General features: G+C 67.0%; 14 protein-coding genes and 1 tRNA gene. 5 read left to right on the top strand and 10 right to left on the bottom strand.

Annotated features, from left to right (window positions below; all coding sequences use genetic code 11):
• Position 1: 1 nt before the first annotated feature.
• Positions 2 to 2,089 carry a M3 family metallopeptidase gene (locus tag C7H84_RS13420; protein ID WP_121859245.1) on the top strand — a complete coding sequence of 696 codons (2,088 nt, stop codon included), beginning with the start codon at positions 2 to 4 and terminating at the stop codon, positions 2,087 to 2,089.
• Between the two features lie 58 nt (positions 2,090 to 2,147).
• Here C7H84_RS13420 and dinB read toward each other — a convergent pair whose 3' ends face one another.
• Positions 2,148 to 3,368, bottom strand: coding sequence for a DNA polymerase IV (dinB, locus tag C7H84_RS13415; RefSeq protein WP_240462028.1), 1,221 nt, complete (start codon positions 3,366 to 3,368; stop codon positions 2,148 to 2,150).
• Between the two features lie 193 nt (positions 3,369 to 3,561).
• On the opposite strand from dinB, the gene C7H84_RS13410 reads away from it, so the two are divergent.
• Positions 3,562 to 4,254, top strand: coding sequence for an aspartate/glutamate racemase family protein (locus C7H84_RS13410; RefSeq protein WP_121859244.1), 693 nt, complete (start codon positions 3,562 to 3,564; stop codon positions 4,252 to 4,254).
• Positions 4,255 to 4,583: 329 nt separating this feature from the next.
• Complete coding sequence (locus tag C7H84_RS13405) at positions 4,584 to 5,387, top strand: hypothetical protein (protein ID WP_121859243.1); 804 nt, start codon at positions 4,584 to 4,586, stop codon at positions 5,385 to 5,387.
• Positions 5,388 to 5,483: 96 nt separating this feature from the next.
• On the opposite strand, the gene C7H84_RS13400 is transcribed toward C7H84_RS13405, so the two are convergent.
• Positions 5,484 to 5,560: transfer RNA gene (locus C7H84_RS13400), tRNA-Met, on the bottom strand.
• Between the two features lie 160 nt (positions 5,561 to 5,720).
• Between C7H84_RS13400 and xth the strand changes: the two genes are divergently transcribed.
• Complete coding sequence (gene xth, locus C7H84_RS13395) at positions 5,721 to 6,497, top strand: exodeoxyribonuclease III (RefSeq protein WP_205611424.1); 777 nt, start codon at positions 5,721 to 5,723, stop codon at positions 6,495 to 6,497.
• Here the strand turns inward: xth and C7H84_RS13390 are convergent.
• The 4 genes from C7H84_RS13390 to glnA all read right to left on the bottom strand — a co-directional run bounded on the left by C7H84_RS13390 (position 6,494) and on the right by glnA (position 13,029).
• Complete coding sequence (locus C7H84_RS13390; RefSeq protein ID WP_121859241.1) at positions 6,494 to 8,650, bottom strand: prolyl oligopeptidase family serine peptidase; 2,157 nt, start codon at positions 8,648 to 8,650, stop codon at positions 6,494 to 6,496. The two genes, xth and C7H84_RS13390, sit on opposite strands and share 4 nt — an antisense overlap.
• Positions 8,651 to 8,732: 82 nt before the next feature.
• Positions 8,733 to 10,262, bottom strand: coding sequence for a nitrogen regulation protein NR(I) (ntrC, locus tag C7H84_RS13385; RefSeq protein WP_121859240.1), 1,530 nt, complete (start codon positions 10,260 to 10,262; stop codon positions 8,733 to 8,735).
• A 46-nt stretch (positions 10,263 to 10,308) separates the two neighbouring features.
• Positions 10,309 to 11,451 (bottom strand): nitrogen regulation protein NR(II), encoded by a 1,143-nt coding sequence (glnL, locus tag C7H84_RS13380; RefSeq protein WP_162999274.1) that lies wholly within the window; start codon positions 11,449 to 11,451, stop codon positions 10,309 to 10,311.
• A 162-nt stretch (positions 11,452 to 11,613) separates the two neighbouring features.
• Positions 11,614 to 13,029, bottom strand: a complete 1,416-nt coding sequence (gene glnA, locus C7H84_RS13375; protein ID WP_121859239.1) for a type I glutamate--ammonia ligase — start codon at positions 13,027 to 13,029, stop codon at positions 11,614 to 11,616.
• A gap of 406 nt (positions 13,030 to 13,435) precedes the next feature.
• Between glnA and C7H84_RS13370 the strand changes: the two genes are divergently transcribed.
• Complete coding sequence (locus C7H84_RS13370) at positions 13,436 to 13,900, top strand: rhodanese-like domain-containing protein (RefSeq protein WP_121859238.1); 465 nt, start codon at positions 13,436 to 13,438, stop codon at positions 13,898 to 13,900.
• Between the two features lie 146 nt (positions 13,901 to 14,046).
• On the opposite strand, the gene C7H84_RS13365 is transcribed toward C7H84_RS13370, so the two are convergent.
• From C7H84_RS13365 to C7H84_RS13350, 4 genes are all read right to left on the bottom strand, one after another.
• Entirely contained in the window at positions 14,047 to 14,862 is an 816-nt protein-coding gene (locus C7H84_RS13365) for a molybdopterin-binding protein (RefSeq protein WP_121859237.1), read from the bottom strand.
• A complete protein-coding gene (locus tag C7H84_RS13360) occupies positions 14,859 to 15,686 on the bottom strand; it encodes an EI24 domain-containing protein (protein ID WP_121859236.1) in 828 nt (275 codons plus the stop codon). Before C7H84_RS13360 ends, C7H84_RS13365 begins: the two co-directional genes overlap by 4 nt.
• Positions 15,687 to 15,796: 110 nt before the next feature.
• Positions 15,797 to 16,771 (bottom strand): sterol desaturase family protein, encoded by a 975-nt coding sequence (locus tag C7H84_RS13355; RefSeq protein ID WP_121859235.1) that lies wholly within the window; start codon positions 16,769 to 16,771, stop codon positions 15,797 to 15,799.
• A 16-nt stretch (positions 16,772 to 16,787) separates the two neighbouring features.
• Complete coding sequence (locus C7H84_RS13350) at positions 16,788 to 17,777, bottom strand: beta-propeller fold lactonase family protein (RefSeq protein WP_121859234.1); 990 nt, start codon at positions 17,775 to 17,777, stop codon at positions 16,788 to 16,790.
• Positions 17,778 to 17,810 lie beyond the last annotated feature (33 nt).

Genomic DNA, 17,810 nt, shown 5'->3' with positions numbered 1-17,810 from the left:
AATGTCCGCCAGCGCCAATACCAATCCGCTTCTCGATTTCTCCGGCCTGCCCCGTTTCGGCGAGATTCGTCCGGAACACGTGACGCCCGCGCTCGACACGCTGCTCGATGCCGCCAACCGCGCGGTCGACACCGCGAGCGCACCCGCGACGCCGGCGACCTGGGCCACGATCGTCGAGACGGTCGAGCAGGCGACGGAGCCGCTCGGACGCGCATGGGGTGTCGTCGGCCATCTGAACGCCGTCGCCGATACGCCGGAGCTGCGCGCCGCGTACGGCGAAAACCTGCCGCGCGTGACCGAATTCTGGTCGAGCGTCGGCCAGAACCTCGCGCTGTACGAGAAGTACAAGGCGATCGCCGCGAGCGCCGAATACGCGACGCTGTCCGCCGAGCGCAAGAAGATCCTCGACAACGCGCTGCGCGATTTCCGCCTGTCGGGCGCCGAACTGCCCGAAGACCAGAAGCCGCGCTTCGCGGAGCTTCAGGAGCAGCAGGCCGCGCTGTCGAAGGCTTTCTCCGACCACGTGCTCGACGCGACCAACGCGTATGCGTATTTCGCGCAGGACGAAGCCGAACTCGCCGGCCTGCCGGGCGACGCGATCGAAGCCGCACGTGAAGCCGCGCAGAAGGACGGCAAGGAAGGCTGGAAATTCACGCTGCACTTCCCGTCCTACTTCCCGGTGCTGCAGTACGCCGAGAACCGCGCGATGCGCGAGACGCTGTATCGCGCCTATGCGACGCGCGCGTCGGAACTCGGGCCGCAGTACGGCGGCGGCAAGGCCGAGTGGGACAACACAGCGATCGTCGCCGACGAACTGAAGCTGCGCCGCGAAGAGGCGCAGATGCTCGGCTACCGCAACTTCGCCGAAGTGTCGCTCGCGCCGAAGATGGCCGAGTCGCCGCAGCAGGTGATCGCATTCCTCGAGGATCTCGCCACGCGTGCGCGCCCGCATGCCGACAAGGACTGGGACGAGCTGCGCGCGTTCGCCGCGAAGGAGCTCGGCCTGACCGAGCTCGCGCCGTGGGACGTCGCGTTCGCGGCCGAGCGCCTGCGCCAGCAGCGCTACGCGTTCTCGGAAAACGAGGTCAAGCAGTACTTCCCGGAACCGGCGGTGCTGAAGGGCCTGTTCACCGTCACCGAAACGCTGTTCGGCGTGCGGATCAAGCCGGACGATGCGCCGGTGTGGCACAAGGACGTGCGCTTCTTCCGCGTCGAGAACCGCGACGGCTCGCTCGTCGCGCAGTTCTATCTGGACCTGTACGCACGCGAAGGCAAGCGCGGCGGCGCATGGATGGACGATGCGCGGGCACGCGCGAAGCGCGGCGACGCCGTGCAGACGCCGGTCGCGTACCTGACCTGCAACTTCTCGGCGCCGGTCGGCGGCAAGCCCGCATGCTTCACGCACGACGAAGTCATCACGCTGTTCCACGAATTCGGCCACGGGCTGCATCACATGCTCACGCGCGTTGACGAGCTCGGCGTGTCGGGCATCAACGGCGTCGAATGGGACGCGGTCGAGCTGCCGTCGCAATTCATGGAAAACTTCTGCTGGGAATGGGACGTGCTGTCGTCGATGTCGTCGCACGTCGAGACGGGCGCCACGCTGCCGCGCGAACTGTTCGACAAGATGATCGCCGCGAAGAACTTCCAGAGCGGCCTCGGCACGCTGCGCCAGATCGTGTTCTCGATGTTCGACATGCTGCTGCACGTCGACTTCGATCCGGCCGGTGCGACCGGCGTGAACGCGTTCGCGCGCGAGATCAACGAGCGCTACCACGTGATCCCGCAGGCCGCGTTCTCGCGCTGGCCGAACACGTTCAGCCACATCTTCGCGGGCGGCTATGCGGCCGGCTACTACAGCTACAAGTGGGCCGAGGTGCTGTCCGCCGACGCGTACGCGGCATTCGAGGAAGCGGCCGCCGCCAGCGGCAGCGTGCTCGACGCAGCGACCGGCACGCGCTATCGCCGTGAAATCCTCGAAGTCGGCGGCAGCCGTCCGGCGATGGATTCGTTCAAGGCGTTCCGCGGTCGCGAGCCGGAAATCGACGCGCTGTTGCGTCACAACGGCATGGCGGCAGCCGCGCACTGAGCGCACTCCCCGGCCTCATCCGGCTGCATCGACAGGCACCGCTTCGGCGGTGCCTTTTTTATGGCGCCGGGGTTTCGTCGCCGGGGTTGTCGGGGTTGCCGGCGCCGCCGGTGTCGTCCACGTGCCGGGCTTCATCGTCGAACAGCGAGAACTGCCCATGACGCTCGGCGGTGTCTTCGTCGATGCGCACGCCGACACCCAGCAGCCGCACGGCCTGCGCACGCCGCTGCAGCCCCTTCGCGAGCAGCGTGACGGCCGTCTGCGCGTTCGTCGCGTCGGCCACGCATTCGACCGTCGTGCGCTGGAAATCGGCGAAACGGATTTTCACGTACAGCTTGCGAATCGAGCGTGCGGCCCCCGCGCGCGCGATCCGCGCATCGAGCTGCACGACGAGGCGGCGGATCTCGTCCGCGCACTGTTCGAGCGTCGTCAGGTCGGTCACGTAGGTCGTCTCGACGCTGACGGACTTGCGCTCCTGGTCGGCCTGCACCGGCCGTTCGTCGATCCCGCGCGCCAGCTGGTACAGCCGCCTGCCGAATGCACCGAATTCGCGATGCAGGTCGATCAGCGACCAGTCGCGCAATTGCGCGCAGGTCTGGATGCCGAGCCGGTCGAGCCGCGTGGCCGTCACCTTGCCGACGCCGTGCAGCTTGCGCACCGGCAGCGCGGCCACGAACGCATCGACTTCGTGCGGGCGCACGACGAACAGGCCGTCCGGCTTGTTCCAGTCGGACGCGATCTTCGCGATGAACTTGTTCGGCGCGACACCGGCCGACACCGTCACGCCGACCGTGTCGTACACGCGCTGGCGGATCTCCCGCGCAATAAGCGTCGCGCTGCCCTGGCACAGTTCGGAACCGCTGACGTCGAGATACGCCTCGTCGAGCGACAGCGGCTCGACGTCGTGCGTGTAATCGCGATAGATCGCCATGATCTGCCGCGACGCGGTGCGGTACTTGTCCATCGCGGACGGCAGGATCAGCAGGTCCGGACACTTGCGCATCGCCAGCGCCGACGACATCGCCGAATGCACGCCGTAGCGCCGCGCCTCGTAGTTGCACGTTGCGATCACGCCGCGCTGGTCGGGCCGGCCGCCGACCGCGATCGGCCGGTTGCGCAACGACGGGTCGTCGCGCATCTCCACCGACGCATAAAAGCAGTCGCAGTCGCAATGGATGATCTTGCGCACGCGCGGCGGTGCGTCGCCGGGTAGCGGCCCGCGCGGATCGGCGGGCGGGATGATGGTCGGGTTCACGGTGCCGATACTGTACAAAAACACAGTGGCCGTTTCAACTGTCGCGTGCTGCCGTGTGCCGCCGTCGCCGGACACCGCCGCGCCCATCGGCCGCCCCGCTCCGGCCATCTCCACGCGGCAGCACCGTACCGGCCCGCTTCGCGCGGATCGTACCGCCGCGCGCACGGCCCGGCCCCTATACTCGCCTGCCACGACATACGAAACGCACAGGTGACGGATGAAGACGATCGGACTGATCGGCGGGATGAGCTGGGAATCGTCGGCCGAGTATTACCGGATGATCAATCGTCATTCGAAGGCGCTGCACGGCGGCCATCACAACGCGAAGAGCGTGCTGGTCACGGTCGATTTCGCGGAGATCGAAGCGCTGCAGCGCGCGCAGGACTGGGCCGCGCTCGGCGAACGGATGGCCGCTGCCGCGCGTCAGCTGGAAGCGGCCGGCGCCGATCTCGTCGTGCTGACGACCAACACGATGCATCGCGTGCACGATGCGATCGAAGCGGCGGTGCCGCTGCCTTTCCTGCACATCGCCGACCCGACCGGCGCCGCGCTGCGCGCCGCGGGCGTCGAGCGCGTCGCGCTGCTCGGTACGCGCTACACGATGGAGCTGCCATTCTATGCAGAGCGCTTGCGTAGCAGGTTCGGCCTCGACGTGCTGGTGCCCGACGAATCCGCGCGCGGCGACGTGCACCGGATCATCTACGACGAGCTGTGTCATGGGGTGATCGACGCCGGGTCGCGCGCGACCTACGTGGCGATCATCGAAGAACTGGCGAAACGCGGCGCGCAAGCCGTGATACTCGGCTGCACGGAAATCACGCTGCTGATCGGCGCGGAGGATTCGCCGCTGCCGGTGTTCGATACGACCGCGCTGCATGCGAAGGCGGCGGTCGAGTGGGCGGCGGGCTGAACGACGTGAGTCGTCGCGCGCCGCGTGACGGCCGAGCACGGATGCCCGCATCGCCAACTGTCGCGCGATGCCGCGGCCGCATTGTCCCGTTGAACACAAATAACTATCCCGGGCCACACCCCTCCCCCTACTCCCGATTCTCCGCTCTCGCCCGCCGCACGGGGCGCGGCGGAAAGCGACCCGCGCGTCATGCGTTCACGTGATGCGGGCCGCCGATGCGGGTGGTCAGCCATTGGTCATAAAGTGACCGCACATTGGTATGCGAGCGGCGTCGCTGCAATCGACGCTGCTCGTCGCGGTCTCTTTTCCACGAACTGGGGTACAGGAACATGAAAAGGCTCAACTCCGCGATCGGTGCGTTGCTCGCCGTGTCGACCATGCTCAACGCGCACGCCGATCCCAACATCACCGCATCGGCCACGACGACACCGAAAGGCGGTTTCGACCGCATGGCATGGGACATCAGGCCCGAAGTCGTGCCGACCAACGTCAACCGCAGTTACTACTGGGCCAACCAGTTGTCGTCCGAACATGGCGGGCACCCGATCTACACCGGCATCCAGCCGCGCACCCAGGGCAGCAACCTCGTGATCTTCAGCGCATTCGGCACCGGCACGACGCCGCTGTCCGGGAATTGCCGCAGCGGCGCTGACGGCGGCGCGGGAACCTCGTGCTCGCTCGCCTACGCGTGGAAACCGGGCCGCGCATACCGGCTGCAGATCACGCATACGCAGGCCAATCGCAGCGATGGGCGCTCGACCGTCGAGGGTTACATCACGGACGTCGCCACCGGCGTTACCACGCCGACCGGCAGCATCGCGGTGCCGGCGGACTGGGGCGGCCTGGCGAGTTCGGCTTACCTGTTCGACGAATACGTCCCGTTCAACGGCGCGTCGAAGGATCCGCTGCAGCGGCCGTGCGTGCCGTACGTGCGCTACACGACGTCGCTGCCGCATTTCTATCTGAAGGGGGTCGACTATCCGACGGTCGAACGTTCGATCCGGCTGGATACGGGGAAGGACAAGTGCGCGGTGCTGGCCGGTGCGCCGAATGGGCGGGCCACGCTCGTCAACACGACGACTTATCTGATCGAGAACGGCTTCCTGCCTGGAAGCCCCGGCGCGCCGAAATGACGTTCGGGCGCTGAAAACAAAAAACCCGGCACGGGGCCGGGTTCCTGTCGACGAAGCGCGCATCGGTCAGTTGCGCTGCACATCGTCTGGTGTGCTTGGTTGCGGGGGTAGGATTTGAACCTACGACCTTCGGGTTATGAGCCCGACGAGCTGCCAGACTGCTCCACCCCGCGTCAGAGAAATAAATTATAGGGTGAGGGAGTACTCACGTCAACACTTTTGTCACATTTTCTTCGCAAGCCGTCGAGATCGAGACGCGTGTCGCGTGCGTTCGCGCCCCGTGCTCGCGGTAAGATGGCGGCCTTCGCATTCACCCGCCACGCATTCCCGTTCATGAAAATCGCCACCTGGAACGTCAACTCGCTCAACGTCCGCAAGCAGCACGTGCTCGACTGGCTCGTGCACAGCGGGACCGACGTGCTGTGCCTGCAGGAACTGAAGCTGCCGGACGAGAAGTATCCGCGCGCCGATCTCGAGGCCGTCGGCTACCGCAGCTGGTTCACGGGCCAGAAGACCTACAACGGCGTCGCGATCCTCGTGCGCGACACGCTCGCCGTGGACGAGTCGGACGTCGTGCGCAACATCCCCGGCTTCGACGATCCGCAACAGCGCGTGGTCGCGGTGACGGTCGAAGGCGTGCGCATCGTGTCCGCGTATTTCCCGAACGGCCAGTCGCCCGGCTCCGACAAGTTCGTCTACAAGATGCAGTGGCTCGATGCACTGCATGCGTGGTTGGCCACCGAGATGCAGCGCCATCCGAAGCTCGCGCTGCTCGGCGACTACAACATCGCGCCGGAAGACCGCGACGTGCACGACCCGGCGAAATGGGAAGGCCAGAACCTCGTGTCGCCGCAGGAGCGCGCGCACTTCGCGAAGCTGATCGAACTGGGCTTCGTCGATGCATTCCGCCGCTTCGAACAGCCCGAGAAGACCTTCACGTGGTGGGACTACCGGATGCTGGCGTTCCGCCGCAACGCGGGGCTGCGCATCGATCACGTGCTGCTGTCGCCGGCGCTCGCCGACACCTGCACGTCGTGCGAGGTCGATCGCCTGCCCCGTACGTGGGAACAGCCGTCCGACCACACGCCTGTCGTCGCGATCGTCGGCTAAGCCACCCCGCCGCTCTCGCCCGCGCCGGCGCCCGCGCTCAAGCGCGCGGGCGCCGGCCCGAGATGGGCCCACAGGAAGCCGAATTCCGCCGCATCGGATTCCGCGCGTTCCAGATCGTCAGCGCTGCCGTGCCCGCCGTCGGTGTTCTCCCAGTACCACACCCGTTCGTGCCCGAGCGCATGCATGCGCGCGGCCATCTTGCGCGCGTGCGCGGGATGCACGCGATCGTCGCGCGTCGACGTCGTCAGCAGCAGCGGCGGATACATGACGCCTTCACGCACGCGGTGATACGGCGAATAGGCGGCGAGCGCCGCGCCCTCGCGGGCGTCGTCCGGGTCGCCGTATTCGTCGAGCCACGCGGCGCCCGCATGCAGCTTCGGATAGCGCTGCATGTCGAGCAGCGGCACGCGGCACAGCACCGCGCCGAACAGCTCCGGACGCTGCACCATGCACGCGCCGACCAGCAGCCCGCCGTTGCTGCCGCCTTCGATCCCGAGCTGCGCGGCCGTCGTCACGCCGGTGCGGATCAGGTCCTCCGCCACCGCGATGAAATCGTCGAACGAACGCTGCCGATGTTCGCGCTGCGCGTCGACGTGCCAGCCGGGCCCGAATTCGCCGCCGCCCCGGATGTGCGCGAACGCCGCGACGCCGCCGCGTTCGAGCCACGCGATGCCGAGCGCATCGCTATAGCCCGGCAGGTTCGGAATCGCGAAGCCGCCGTAGCCTGACAGCAGGCACGGCCGCGCGACGCGAGCGCCGCCATCGGGCCGGTCCGGCCCATCGAGCGCGTCGCGCGGCCCGATCAGCGTGTACGGCACGAGCGTGCCGTCGCGCGAGCGCGCAGTCGCACGACGCACGACGAGCCCCGCCGCATCGAACCGCACCGGCGGCCGGTCGAGCAGCACGCGGCGCGACGGCGCATCGGCCGCGCGATCGTTCAGATCGGCGAGCCAGCATTCGGGCGGATCGAGATAAGTGTCGACGTCCACGTACACGTCGTCGTTCAGCGTCGACTCGACCGGCTCGACGTCGATCTGTGCATCGCCCGGCCACTCGAACGGCCGCGCGGTCCAGGTCCACGCGCCGTCATCGCCCTGGCGCGGCTGCCACAGCATCGTCCGGTTGTGCACGTCGTCGAGCCAGCTCGCGATCAGCATCGTGCGCGTGTGTGTCCACGTGCACGCGGACGTCGAGGGCCGCGGTTCGAACAGCGTCGTGAGTTCGCGCGACCCGGCGAGGAATGCCTGCTCGCGAATCGCGAGCAGCGAGCCGCCCGCGTGATGCACGCCGCCGCAGTCCCAGTCGAGCCGCGGCTCCAGCACGAGCCAGCCTTCCCAGAAGCCGACCTCGACATGCGTCGGCACGTCGTAGCGCGACCACTCGCCAGCGTCGGTCAGCCAGTACGCATGCGCGTCGAAGAAATCCACGCTGCGCCACGCGACATGGCGGCCGTCGATCGGATCGAACGCCGCGCCCGCGCTGATGTCGTCGGGTTCACCGCGAAACACGACCGGCGCATCGGCGAGCGACGTGCCGCGCACCCAGCGGCGCGCATCGTACGGATAGCCGGCCGCGGTCGCATGCGCTTCGCCGCGATCCCAGCTCACGTAGACGGTATCGCGATCGATCCAGCCCACCGTGTGATGGCCCGGCTCGTCGATCGTGAAACCGCCGTCGACGAACCGGCGCTCGACGAGATCGAACTCGCGCACGACGACCGCATCGGCACCGCCCGGCGACAGCGACAGCAGCGCGCGGTCGCCGTCCGGGTACAGGATCGCGTCCTGCTCGAACACCCACGACTCGCCCTCTTGCGCACCGAGCGCGTCGACGTCGAGCAGCGTTTCCCACTCGGGCCGGCCGGCACGCCAGTCGTCCCAGCGCGCGCGGCGCCACAGGCCCTTCGGATGGAGATCGTCCTGCCACAGGTCGTACGCCCAGTCGCGCCAGCGGGTCGGAATCACCGGGCGCTCGCGCGGCAAATACGCGTGCGCGAGCCGCGCGGTGAGCGCGCGATACGCATCGTCGTCGCGCAGTGCGGCACGCGTGCGCGCGTTCTGCTCGTCGACCCACGCACGGGCGCGCTTGCTGTCGAGCGCTTCGAGAAAACGGAAGGGATCGGCCTCGGCGGGCCAGCGGCAGGAATCGGACATGACGGAAGCGTACGTGACGGCAAACCGCGATTATGTCCGATCGCGGCACGCGCGATGCGCGCGCATGCCGCGAGGGAGTAGCTTACGGCTCCAGATGCAGTTCCTGGATCTTGCGCGTGATCGTGTTGCGGCCAATGCCGAGCCGCTCGGCCGCCTCGACCTTGCGGCCGCGCGTGAAGTCGAGTGCCTCGCGGATCACGGCCGCCTCGAAGCGGCGTGCGAGCTCGTCCATCACGTCGGACGAATTCTCGCGCAGCAGCCGCGCGACTTCGGTGCGCAGCCCGCTTTCCCACATCGGATAGCCGGCCGGCGCGCTGCCGTTCGGCGCAGCCGCGACGGGTGCGGACGTCAACGACACCGCACCGGCCGGAGATTGCGCGCGCACGATATCACCCGCACCGCCCCCGACACCGTTACCGCTCCCGGCGTCGTCGGACGTCGCCGTCACCGGCGCGCCGGTCGGCACGAGATCGGGCGGCAGGTCCTTGATCTCGACCGTCTGCGCGGGCGCCATCACGGTCAGCCAGTTCGCGAGGTTCTCGAGCTGCCGCACGTTGCCCGGAAACGGAAGCGACGTCAGATACGCGAGCGCCTCGTCGGACACGCGCTTCGGCTCGACGCCGAGATCGCGCGCACTCTTTTGCAGGAAGTGGCGCGTGAGCAGCGCGATGTCCTCGCTGCGTTCACGCAGCGGCGGCAGCCGCAGCCGGATCACGTTGAGCCGGTGGTAAAGGTCTTCGCGGAACAGCCCTTGCCGCACGCGCGCCTCGAGATTCTGGTGCGTCGCCGCGATCACGCGCACGTTCGCGCGCAGCGGGTTGTGGCCGCCGACCCGATAGAACTGCCCGTCCGACAGCACGCGCAACAGGCGCGTCTGCAGATCGAACGGCATGTCGCCGATTTCGTCGAGGAACAGCGTGCCGTTCTCGGCCTGCTCGAAGCGGCCCTGGCGCGTCGTCTGCGCGCCGGTGAACGCGCCGCGCTCATGACCGAACAGTTCGGATTCGAGCAGGTCCTTCGGAATCGCCGCGGTGTTCAGCGCGATGAACGGGCCGTTCGCCCGCGGGCTGTGACGGTGCAGCGCCCGCGCGACGAGCTCCTTGCCGGTGCCCGACTCGCCGGTGATCAGCACGGTCGCGGCCGAATGCGACAGCCGGCCGATCGCGCGGAACATGTCCTGCATCGCGGGCGCCTGGCCGAGCATCTCGGGCGCTTCGGCCACGCGCTCGTCCTGCGGCGCGCCGGCGCGCAGGCTTTCCTCGACCGCGCGGCGAATCAGCTCGACGGCCTTGTCGACGTCGAACGGCTTCGCCAGATATTCGAACGCGCCGCCCTGGAACGCCGCGACGGCGCTGTCGAGATCGGAGAACGCCGTCATGATGATGACGGGCAGGCCCGGCAGGCGCTCGTGCATCGCCTGCAGCAACTCGAGGCCGGAACCGCCCGGCATCCGGATGTCGGACACCAGCACCTGCGGCGTCTCGTGGTCGAGCGCGGCGAGCGCGTCGCGCACGTTCGCGAAGCTCTTCGTCGCGAAGCTATCCCGAGCGAGTGCCTTTTCGAGCACCCAGCGGATCGATTGGTCGTCGTCTACTATCCAGATCGGCTTCATAGGTCGGTCAGAGATTGGTGAATCCGGTGAATCGCCATGCCGCGGCTCAATGGTCGAGCGGCAGCAGGATCTGAAATTCGGTACGGCCGGGCCGGCTCTCGACCTCGATCATCCCGTCGTGCTGCTGCACGAAGGTCTGCGCGAGCGTGAGGCCGAGGCCGCTGCCGTCGTCGCGCCCGGACACGAGCGGATAGAAGATCCGGTCGCGGATCTCCTCCGGTATGCCGGGCCCGTTGTCGACCACGTGCAGCGCCAGTGCCAGCTTGTACAGGCGCTTTGCGATCGTTACCTTGCGCGCGACGCGCGTGCGCAGCTCGATCTTCGCGTCGCCCTGCGCGATCCGTTCGCGCAGCGCCTGCGCGGCATTGCGCACGATGTTCAGCAGCGCCTGGATCAACTGCTCCTTGTCGCCGCGCAGGTCCGGCACGCTGACGTCGTAGTCGCGCTCGATCGTGAGCCCGCGCGGAAATTCCGCGAGCATCACCGCGCGCACGCGTTCGCATACTTCGTGAATGTTCACGTCGCCGACGATATGCGGATGCCGATGCGGCTCCAGCAACCGGTCGACGAGGGTCTGCAGGCGGTCGGACTCCTTGATGATCACCTGCGTGTATTCGCGCAACTCGCCGCGCTCGCGCTCGCTCAGCTCGAATTCGAGCAGCTGGGCTGCGCCGCGAATGCCGCCGAGCGGGTTCTTGATCTCGTGCGCGAGGTTGCGAATCAGCTGCTTGTTGACCGCGGTCAGGTCGTGGATACGCTCCTCGCGATCGGTGCGCGACTGCCGTTCGTTCTCGAACAGCTCGACGAGCACGAAATCGGGCGCGGTCTCGAGGAAGCCGACGATCGCATGCACGTGCAGCGGTTCGCGGCCGGGCCGGTCGAGCACGGTGTCGAGATGCGTCGCGTGAAAGCGCTCCTGGCCGATCGCGGTGATCGTCGACGCGAGTTCGTTCGCGTTCGGGAAAATCTCGCCCCAGGGCCGCTGCGCGAGCTGCCGGCGCGAGATGTCGAGCATCGCTTCCGCAGACGGGTTCGCGAACGCGACCCGGAGCGTCTTGCGGTCGAGCACGATCACGGCCGTCGGTAGCGCCTCCAGCCCGGCAAGCAGGCCCGAGCGCATCAGCCGCTCGTCTTCCGTCAGTCGCTCGGGCTGCCCCGTTCTCGCCTTGATCAGATTCTTCAGAGCCATCTTGCGTGCGTATCGCGCCTCACCGGGTCGAAAAACGAAAATTTTCGGAACAAAAAAGGGACGGCTGGACGCCGTCCCCTTTCAGACTCCGCGGTTCCCGCCGCAAGCCGCGCGACGGGAACGAACCGGCATGACGGCGCTGATTCGAAGCGCCATCGCCGATTACAGCGAGTAGTACATCTCGAACTCGATCGGGTGCGTCGTCATGCGGAACTTCGCCAGCTCCTGCTCCTTCAGCGCGAGGTACGCGTCGAGCATGCTGTCGGTGAACACGCCGCCGCGGGTCAGGAACTCGCGATCCTGGTCGAGCGCTTCCAGTGCCTGGTCGAGGCCTGCGCAGACGGTCGGGATCTTTGCATCCTCTTCCGGCGGCAGGTCGTACAGGTTCTTGTCGGCTGCTTCGCCCGGATGGATCTTGTTCTGGATCCCGTCGAGGCCTGCCATCATCAGTGCCGAGAACAGCAGGTACGGGTTCGCCATCGGATCCGGGAAGCGCGTTTCGATACGGCGGCCCTTCGGGTTCGACACGTGCGGAATGCGGATCGATGCCGAACGGTTGCGTGCCGAGTAGGCGAGCTTGACCGGTGCTTCGAAGTGCGGGACCAGACGCTTGTACGAGTTCGTCGTCGGGTTCGTGATCGCGTTCAGCGCGCGAGCGTGCTTGATGATGCCGCCGATGTAGAACAGCGCGAGTTCCGACAGGCCGGCGTAGCCGTTGCCTGCGAACAGGTTCTGGCCGTCCTTCCAGATCGACTGGTGAACGTGCATGCCCGAACCGTTGTCGCCGACGACCGGCTTCGGCATGAACGTTGCCGTCTTGCCGTACGAGTGCGCGACGTTATGGATGATGTACTTCGACCATTGCGTCCAGTCGGCGCGCTGAACCAGCGTCGAGAACTTCGTGCCGATTTCGTTCTGGCCCTGGCCCGCCACTTCGTGGTGGTGCACTTCGACCGGGATGCCGAGCTGTTCGAGCAGCAGGCACATTTCCGAACGCATGTCCTGGAACGTGTCGACCGGCGCGACCGGGAAGTAGCCGCCCTTCGTGCCCGGACGGTGACCCGTGTTGCCGCCTTCGAATTCCTTGGCCGACGACCACGGTGCTTCTTCCGAGTTGATCTTCACGAAGCAGCCCGACATGTCCGTGTTCCACTGGACCGAGTCGAAAATGAAGAATTCGGGTTCCGGACCGAAGTAGGCCGTGTCGCCGATGCCCGTGCTCTTCAGGTACGCTTCGGCGCGCTTCGCGAGCGAACGCGGGTCGCGCTCGTAGCCCTTGCCGTCGGCCGGCTCGACCACGTCGCAGGTCAGCACCAGGGTGGACTCTTCGTAGAACGGGTCGACGAATGCGGCGGTCGGATCCGGCATGAGCAGCATGTCCGACGCCTCGATGCCCTTCCAGCCGGCGATCGACGAACCGTCGAATGCATGGCCGCTCTCGAACTTGTCTTCGTCAAACGCCGAAACCGGCACCGACACGTGCTGTTCCTTGCCGCGCGTGTCCGTGAAGCGGAAATCGACAAACTTGACGTCCTCGTCCTTCACGAGCTGCATGACGTCGGCGACGGTTTTACTCATAACCTCTTCTCCTGATTGAACAATTCCGGCGGACTGGGAACCGCCTCGTTTATCGAGCTGCCCGGAGTCTGGCTTTGGCGCAGCGCGCTCCGGGTCGACCGAATTCTATATAGCAGCTTCCGTGCCAATCATCGCAAAACCGACGTGAATCGCGCCAGAGCGCGCCGCAGCGGGGCCCGACTGCGCGATTCCGGGGCCGGCGGCCGCATCGCCCCCCGCTCCGTCGCACCGCGTTGGTGCAATCGAGCGGATGCGCCGGCGCGACGGATTCATTCTGGTGCATGCACGCCATTCTGCACTTTTTTGGTGAGCGCGTGGGCGGTGCATGCGCGGCCGGCCCGCTCGATCATCCGCGCGACGGCACCGCGCTAGAATGTTCGTTTGACCGCTACGGAGACCTCCTGCCATGAGTACGCTCGACCAGCTTTACGCGAAGGCCGAAGAACGCCGCGCCCAAGGCGCGCTCAACTATGCCGGCGCGCTGGCGCCGGTCGAGGCATTCGAACTGCTGCAGCTCGACCCGTCCGCGCGCCTCGTCGACGTGCGCACCCGCGCCGAGCTCGACTGGATCGGCCGCCCGCTCGTCGGCGACGGCCAGTACCTGCACGTCGAATGGACGCGCTACCCGGGCGGCGTGCCGAACGCCGAATTCGTCAACGAACTGAAGGCGGCCCTCCCGGCCGATACGCCGATCCTGTTCCTGTGCCGCAGCGCCGCGCGCTCGAAGCTCGCCGCGGTCGCGTCCGCGCAGGCCGGCTTCACGAAGGCGTTCGACCTGCTCGAAGGCTTCGAGGGCGGCAAGGATGCCGAAGGCCACCGCAAGACGGTCGACGGCTGGTGCTTCCGGAAACTGCCGTGGATCGGCGCCTGACCGCGCGTTCGTTCCCACACGCCCGACTGCGACATCGTCGAGCCGGGCGATGACATCCCGATGACGGGCCGCGTTGCGCGGCCCGTGGTGTTTGCGCGGCCAGCGTGCCGGGTCGCGCGACCGATGCGCAACCGATGTCCGGCCGCTCAGGCGCGCGGCGCGTCCGGTTCGACGACGTCGCCGCCGAGCAGGTGCACGCCTTCGCGCAGCTTCACGAACGCGGCCGCGACCGCTTCCGGCTCGCCCTTCACGCCGAGATCGATATGCCGGCGCGCGTAGATTCCGCCGCGCTCGGCGTCGCCGACGCTCGGCAGGCTGAACACGCGCACGCCCGGGAAGTCGCGCTCGATCTTCTCCATCAGCGGCGTGAGCGTCGACTCCGGAAGCTCGAACACGTACAGCGAGCGCTCCGCGTGCGGCGTCGCGTGATGCAGATGCGCGTATTTCGTGTCCAGCACCCATTCGATCATCGGCCATGCCATCACCGGGAAGCCCGGCACGAAATGGAGATCGCCGACCGAGAACCCGGGAATCCGGTTATAGCCGTTCGGGATGATCGTCGCGCCCTTCGGGAACACGCCCATGTTGAAGCGGTGCTGGTTTTCCGGCGACTCGAAGTCGACCGGCGTGGCCGGATCGGTGTGTGTCTCGCGGATGCGCTCCGAGATCAGCGCCTTCGCTTCCGGATGCAGCTCGAGCGGCACGCCGAGCGCGGCGGCCGCGCACTGGCGCGTGTGGTCGTCCGGCGTGGCGCCGATCCCGCCGGTGGAGAACACGATGTCGCCGGACGCGATCGCGCGGGCGAGCGTCGCGGTGATGCGCGCCGGATCGTCGCCGACGTATTCGGCCCAGTCGAGCGCGAGGCCGCGCGCGCCGAGCAGCTCGACGACCTTCGCCAGATGCTTGTCCTGCCGGCGGCCCGAAAGGATTTCGTCGCCGATGATGATGATGCCGATGCTCATGCCTGCCCCATGTCGATTGCGGTGGCGCGCGATTTCGCGCGCAGGTCGTCCAGCGCGCGCAGGCAATAGTGCCCGAACCACAGCGCCGAGAAGACGAGGATGAAAGCGTAAACCCAGATCATGGCCGCCGCCACGAACGGAAACAGCACCATCATCCAGACCGACGATACCCACACGAAGGTCGGCACGGTGCCGAGCAGCCCGGTCGCGACGCCGATGCCGATCAGCGGCCAGCGATGCTGCCGCACGAGCGCGCGGCGTTCGTCGCGGCTCGCGTGCTGCGCGAGCGCGTCGTAGGTCATCACGCGGTAGGTGAGCCAGCCCCAGATCACGGGCGGCAGCAGAGCGAAGAACGGCGGAATCAGCCACAGCGGGATCGTGACGACGAGCAGCACGACGCCGACGATCGCCGCGCCCAGCGAATTGGCAACGCTGCCGAAGAACGTGCCGCCCCGCTTCGCCTCGAGCGCGGCGAACTGGCGGTTCGACAGGTGCTTGATCACGACCGGCATCGAGATCGTCGCGATCAGCAGCAGCACGGTCAGCACGATCAGCGGGATTGCGAGCGACACGACGACGAACGGCGCGACGACCGCATGCAGCTGCGACATGCCGACCGCGTCGAACATGCGGTACAGCGCGGCCGTCAACACGAAGCCGTCGAGCGCGCCGCGCGCGGCGTCGATCAGCGTCTGCCACGAGAACCACAGCACGACGCCCCACAGCAGCGCCGAGACGACGAACGGCATCAGGGTGAGCCACAGCATGCGCGGATGCAGCGCGCTGGCGAATGCCCGGACGAAGGAGCGCAGCAAGTCGTTCATGCGGACCTGTATCGATGGAGAAAAACGGGGAAAGCATAAACCACACGGCCCGCATGCGCCAAAGCGCATACGGGCCGTGTCGGAAAGCCTTTCAACGGAACGGTGACGGGTCAGGCGGACGCCGCGCCGGCCTTCGCGGGAACGAGGCGGCGGAAGATCCGCACGAATGCGAGGCCGTGCTGCGCCCAGAAGCCTTCGCCGTAGGACACGCCTTCGACCTGCTCGCGGATGCCGGTCGGCTCGACCGTGCGGTTCCACGACGCGGTGCCGAACATCATGTCCCACCACGGGAACAGCACGCCGAAGTTGCAGCCGTACTTGGTGCCTTCGTGGCCGTAGCCGACCGCGTGGTGGCGGCGATGGAAGGTCGGGCTCACGAGCAGGCGCTCGCCGAGCCGGCCGTACGACAGCCGCGCGTTCACATGCTGGATGCTCTGCAGGAAGTTGGTGACCGCGGTCAGCACGACGAACTGCGACGGCGTGACGCCGATCACGAGCGCGATCGCCGCGAAGAAACACGATTGCAGCACGTCGTCGAGCAGGTGGTTGCGGTCGTCGCACCACAGCGACATCTGCCGCTGGCTGTGATGGACCGCGTGGAGTTCCCACCAGATGCCGAACTTGTGCTGCCAGCGGTGATACCAGTAACCGGCGAAATCGAGCACGACGAGGTAGATCGCGAACGCGACGATCGGCTGCGAGGTCACGCCCGGCCACAGATAGTCGAGGTTGACGTTCGACACGCCGTGCAGGCGCAGCGCGGCCTGGAACCTGTCGAACACCGGCTGCAGCGCGAAGAAGAAGAACAGCGTGTAGATGCCCAGCTTCGAGATCGCCGTGTAGAGCACGTCGACCCGCACCGCGCGGCGGTTCTTCCAGCGCTCGACGGGCGCGAGCGCCTCGAGCGGGCGCAGCAGCGCGAACATCAGCACCATCTGCAGCGCGCCGATGATCACCCAGTACAGCGCGTCGTAGGTGTCCTCGTCGTAGTCCATCAGGTTGAACTTGAAGAGGAGCGGCTGCACGACGTCGACGTACAGCCAGGTCTGGATGTTCGACACGAAGGTATCAATCAGGTGCAGCATCGCCGGTCTCCGTCCGTTACGCGCCGTTCGCCGCCTTCCACGGCGCGCGGTCGTAGAAGTAGATGCCGTGCGGCGAGCGGCCGACGGAGATCGTCTGCACCAGCTTGCGCGATGCCAGATCGATGATCCCGACCTTCTTCGCGAAGCGGAACGTCACCCACAGCGTCTTCTTGTCGGCCGACAATTCCATGTCGTCCGGGCCCGGCAGCAGGCCGGTGATGTCGCCGACCTTGGTGAGCGTGATCTCGTCGATGATGCTGATCGTGTTCGCCACCCGGTTCGTGATCGCGACGTGCGTGCCGTCGGCGAGCGAGCGGAAGTTGTGCGCGCCCTTGCCGGTCTGGATCGTCTTCACGACCTTCTGATTGCGCCAGTCGACGACCGCGATGTAATCGGCGCCCGTCATGCCGACCAGCAGGTATTTGTCGTCCGGCGTCATCCACAGGCCCGCCGGCACCTTGCCGACCGGCATCTTCCACGTGACCGTCTGCGTCGCGAGGTCGACCGCCGCGATCTCGCCGGACACCTGCAGCGACACGAGCACGGTCTTGCTGTCCTTCGTGAACGCGATGTGGCTCGGCATCACCGCGAGCGGCAAGCGCTTCACGAGATGCAGGTCGTGGCCGTCGTAGCTGTAGATGTCGAGCCGGTCGAGGCGCAGCCCGGTCGACACGAACCATTTTTTATCGGGCGAGAAGCCGAGCTGGTACGGATCCTCGATGCCTTCGACCGTGCGCTGCAGCTTGCCGGTCTTCGGATCGACGAACATCAGGCTGTTCGAGACCGAATTGGCGACGATCAGCGACGAATTGTCGGGCGTCGCCATCAAATGGTGCGGTTCCTTGCCGGTCGGCAGCGTGGACACGACCTCGCGGGACTGCTGGTCGATCAGGGAAAGCGTCGCTTCGGCCGAGTTGAGGACGATCACGTTGTTCGCGTGTGCGGCGGGCGCCAGCACGGCGGCGGCCAGCGCAAGCGTGCGGCCGAGGGAAAGGAAAGTGCGCATGAAGACTCACGTCGTGGAACAGCAGTCATTGTT

This window comes from Burkholderia sp. Nafp2/4-1b, from assembly GCF_003635165.1.
In the GTDB taxonomy this organism is placed as follows: Bacteria; Pseudomonadota; Gammaproteobacteria; order Burkholderiales; family Burkholderiaceae; genus Burkholderia.
This window is presented reverse-complemented; position numbering and strand designations above follow the sequence as displayed.

Excerpts from the sequence above, each read along its gene's own strand:
- C7H84_RS13405 (WP_121859243.1), top strand. The coding sequence starts at position 4,584 with ATGAAAAGGCTCAACTCCGCGATCGGTGCGTTGCTCGCCGTGTCGACC.
- C7H84_RS13420 (WP_121859245.1), top strand. The coding sequence starts at position 2 with ATGTCCGCCAGCGCCAATACCAATCCGCTTCTCGATTTCTCCGGCCTG.
- C7H84_RS13365 (WP_121859237.1), bottom strand. The coding sequence starts at position 14,862 with ATGAGCATCGGCATCATCATCATCGGCGACGAAATCCTTTCGGGCCGC.
- ntrC (WP_121859240.1), bottom strand. The coding sequence starts at position 10,262 with ATGAAGCCGATCTGGATAGTAGACGACGACCAATCGATCCGCTGGGTG.
- C7H84_RS13410 (WP_121859244.1), top strand. The coding sequence starts at position 3,562 with ATGAAGACGATCGGACTGATCGGCGGGATGAGCTGGGAATCGTCGGCC.
- glnA (WP_121859239.1), bottom strand. The coding sequence starts at position 13,029 with ATGAGTAAAACCGTCGCCGACGTCATGCAGCTCGTGAAGGACGAGGAC.
- glnL (WP_162999274.1), bottom strand. The coding sequence starts at position 11,451 with ATGGCTCTGAAGAATCTGATCAAGGCGAGAACGGGGCAGCCCGAGCGA.
- xth (WP_205611424.1), top strand. The coding sequence starts at position 5,721 with ATGAAAATCGCCACCTGGAACGTCAACTCGCTCAACGTCCGCAAGCAG.
- C7H84_RS13360 (WP_121859236.1), bottom strand. The coding sequence starts at position 15,686 with ATGAACGACTTGCTGCGCTCCTTCGTCCGGGCATTCGCCAGCGCGCTG.
- C7H84_RS13370 (WP_121859238.1), top strand. The coding sequence starts at position 13,436 with ATGAGTACGCTCGACCAGCTTTACGCGAAGGCCGAAGAACGCCGCGCC.
- C7H84_RS13390 (WP_121859241.1), bottom strand. The coding sequence starts at position 8,650 with ATGTCCGATTCCTGCCGCTGGCCCGCCGAGGCCGATCCCTTCCGTTTT.
- C7H84_RS13355 (WP_121859235.1), bottom strand. The coding sequence starts at position 16,771 with ATGCTGCACCTGATTGATACCTTCGTGTCGAACATCCAGACCTGGCTG.
- C7H84_RS13350 (WP_121859234.1), bottom strand. The coding sequence starts at position 17,777 with ATGCGCACTTTCCTTTCCCTCGGCCGCACGCTTGCGCTGGCCGCCGCC.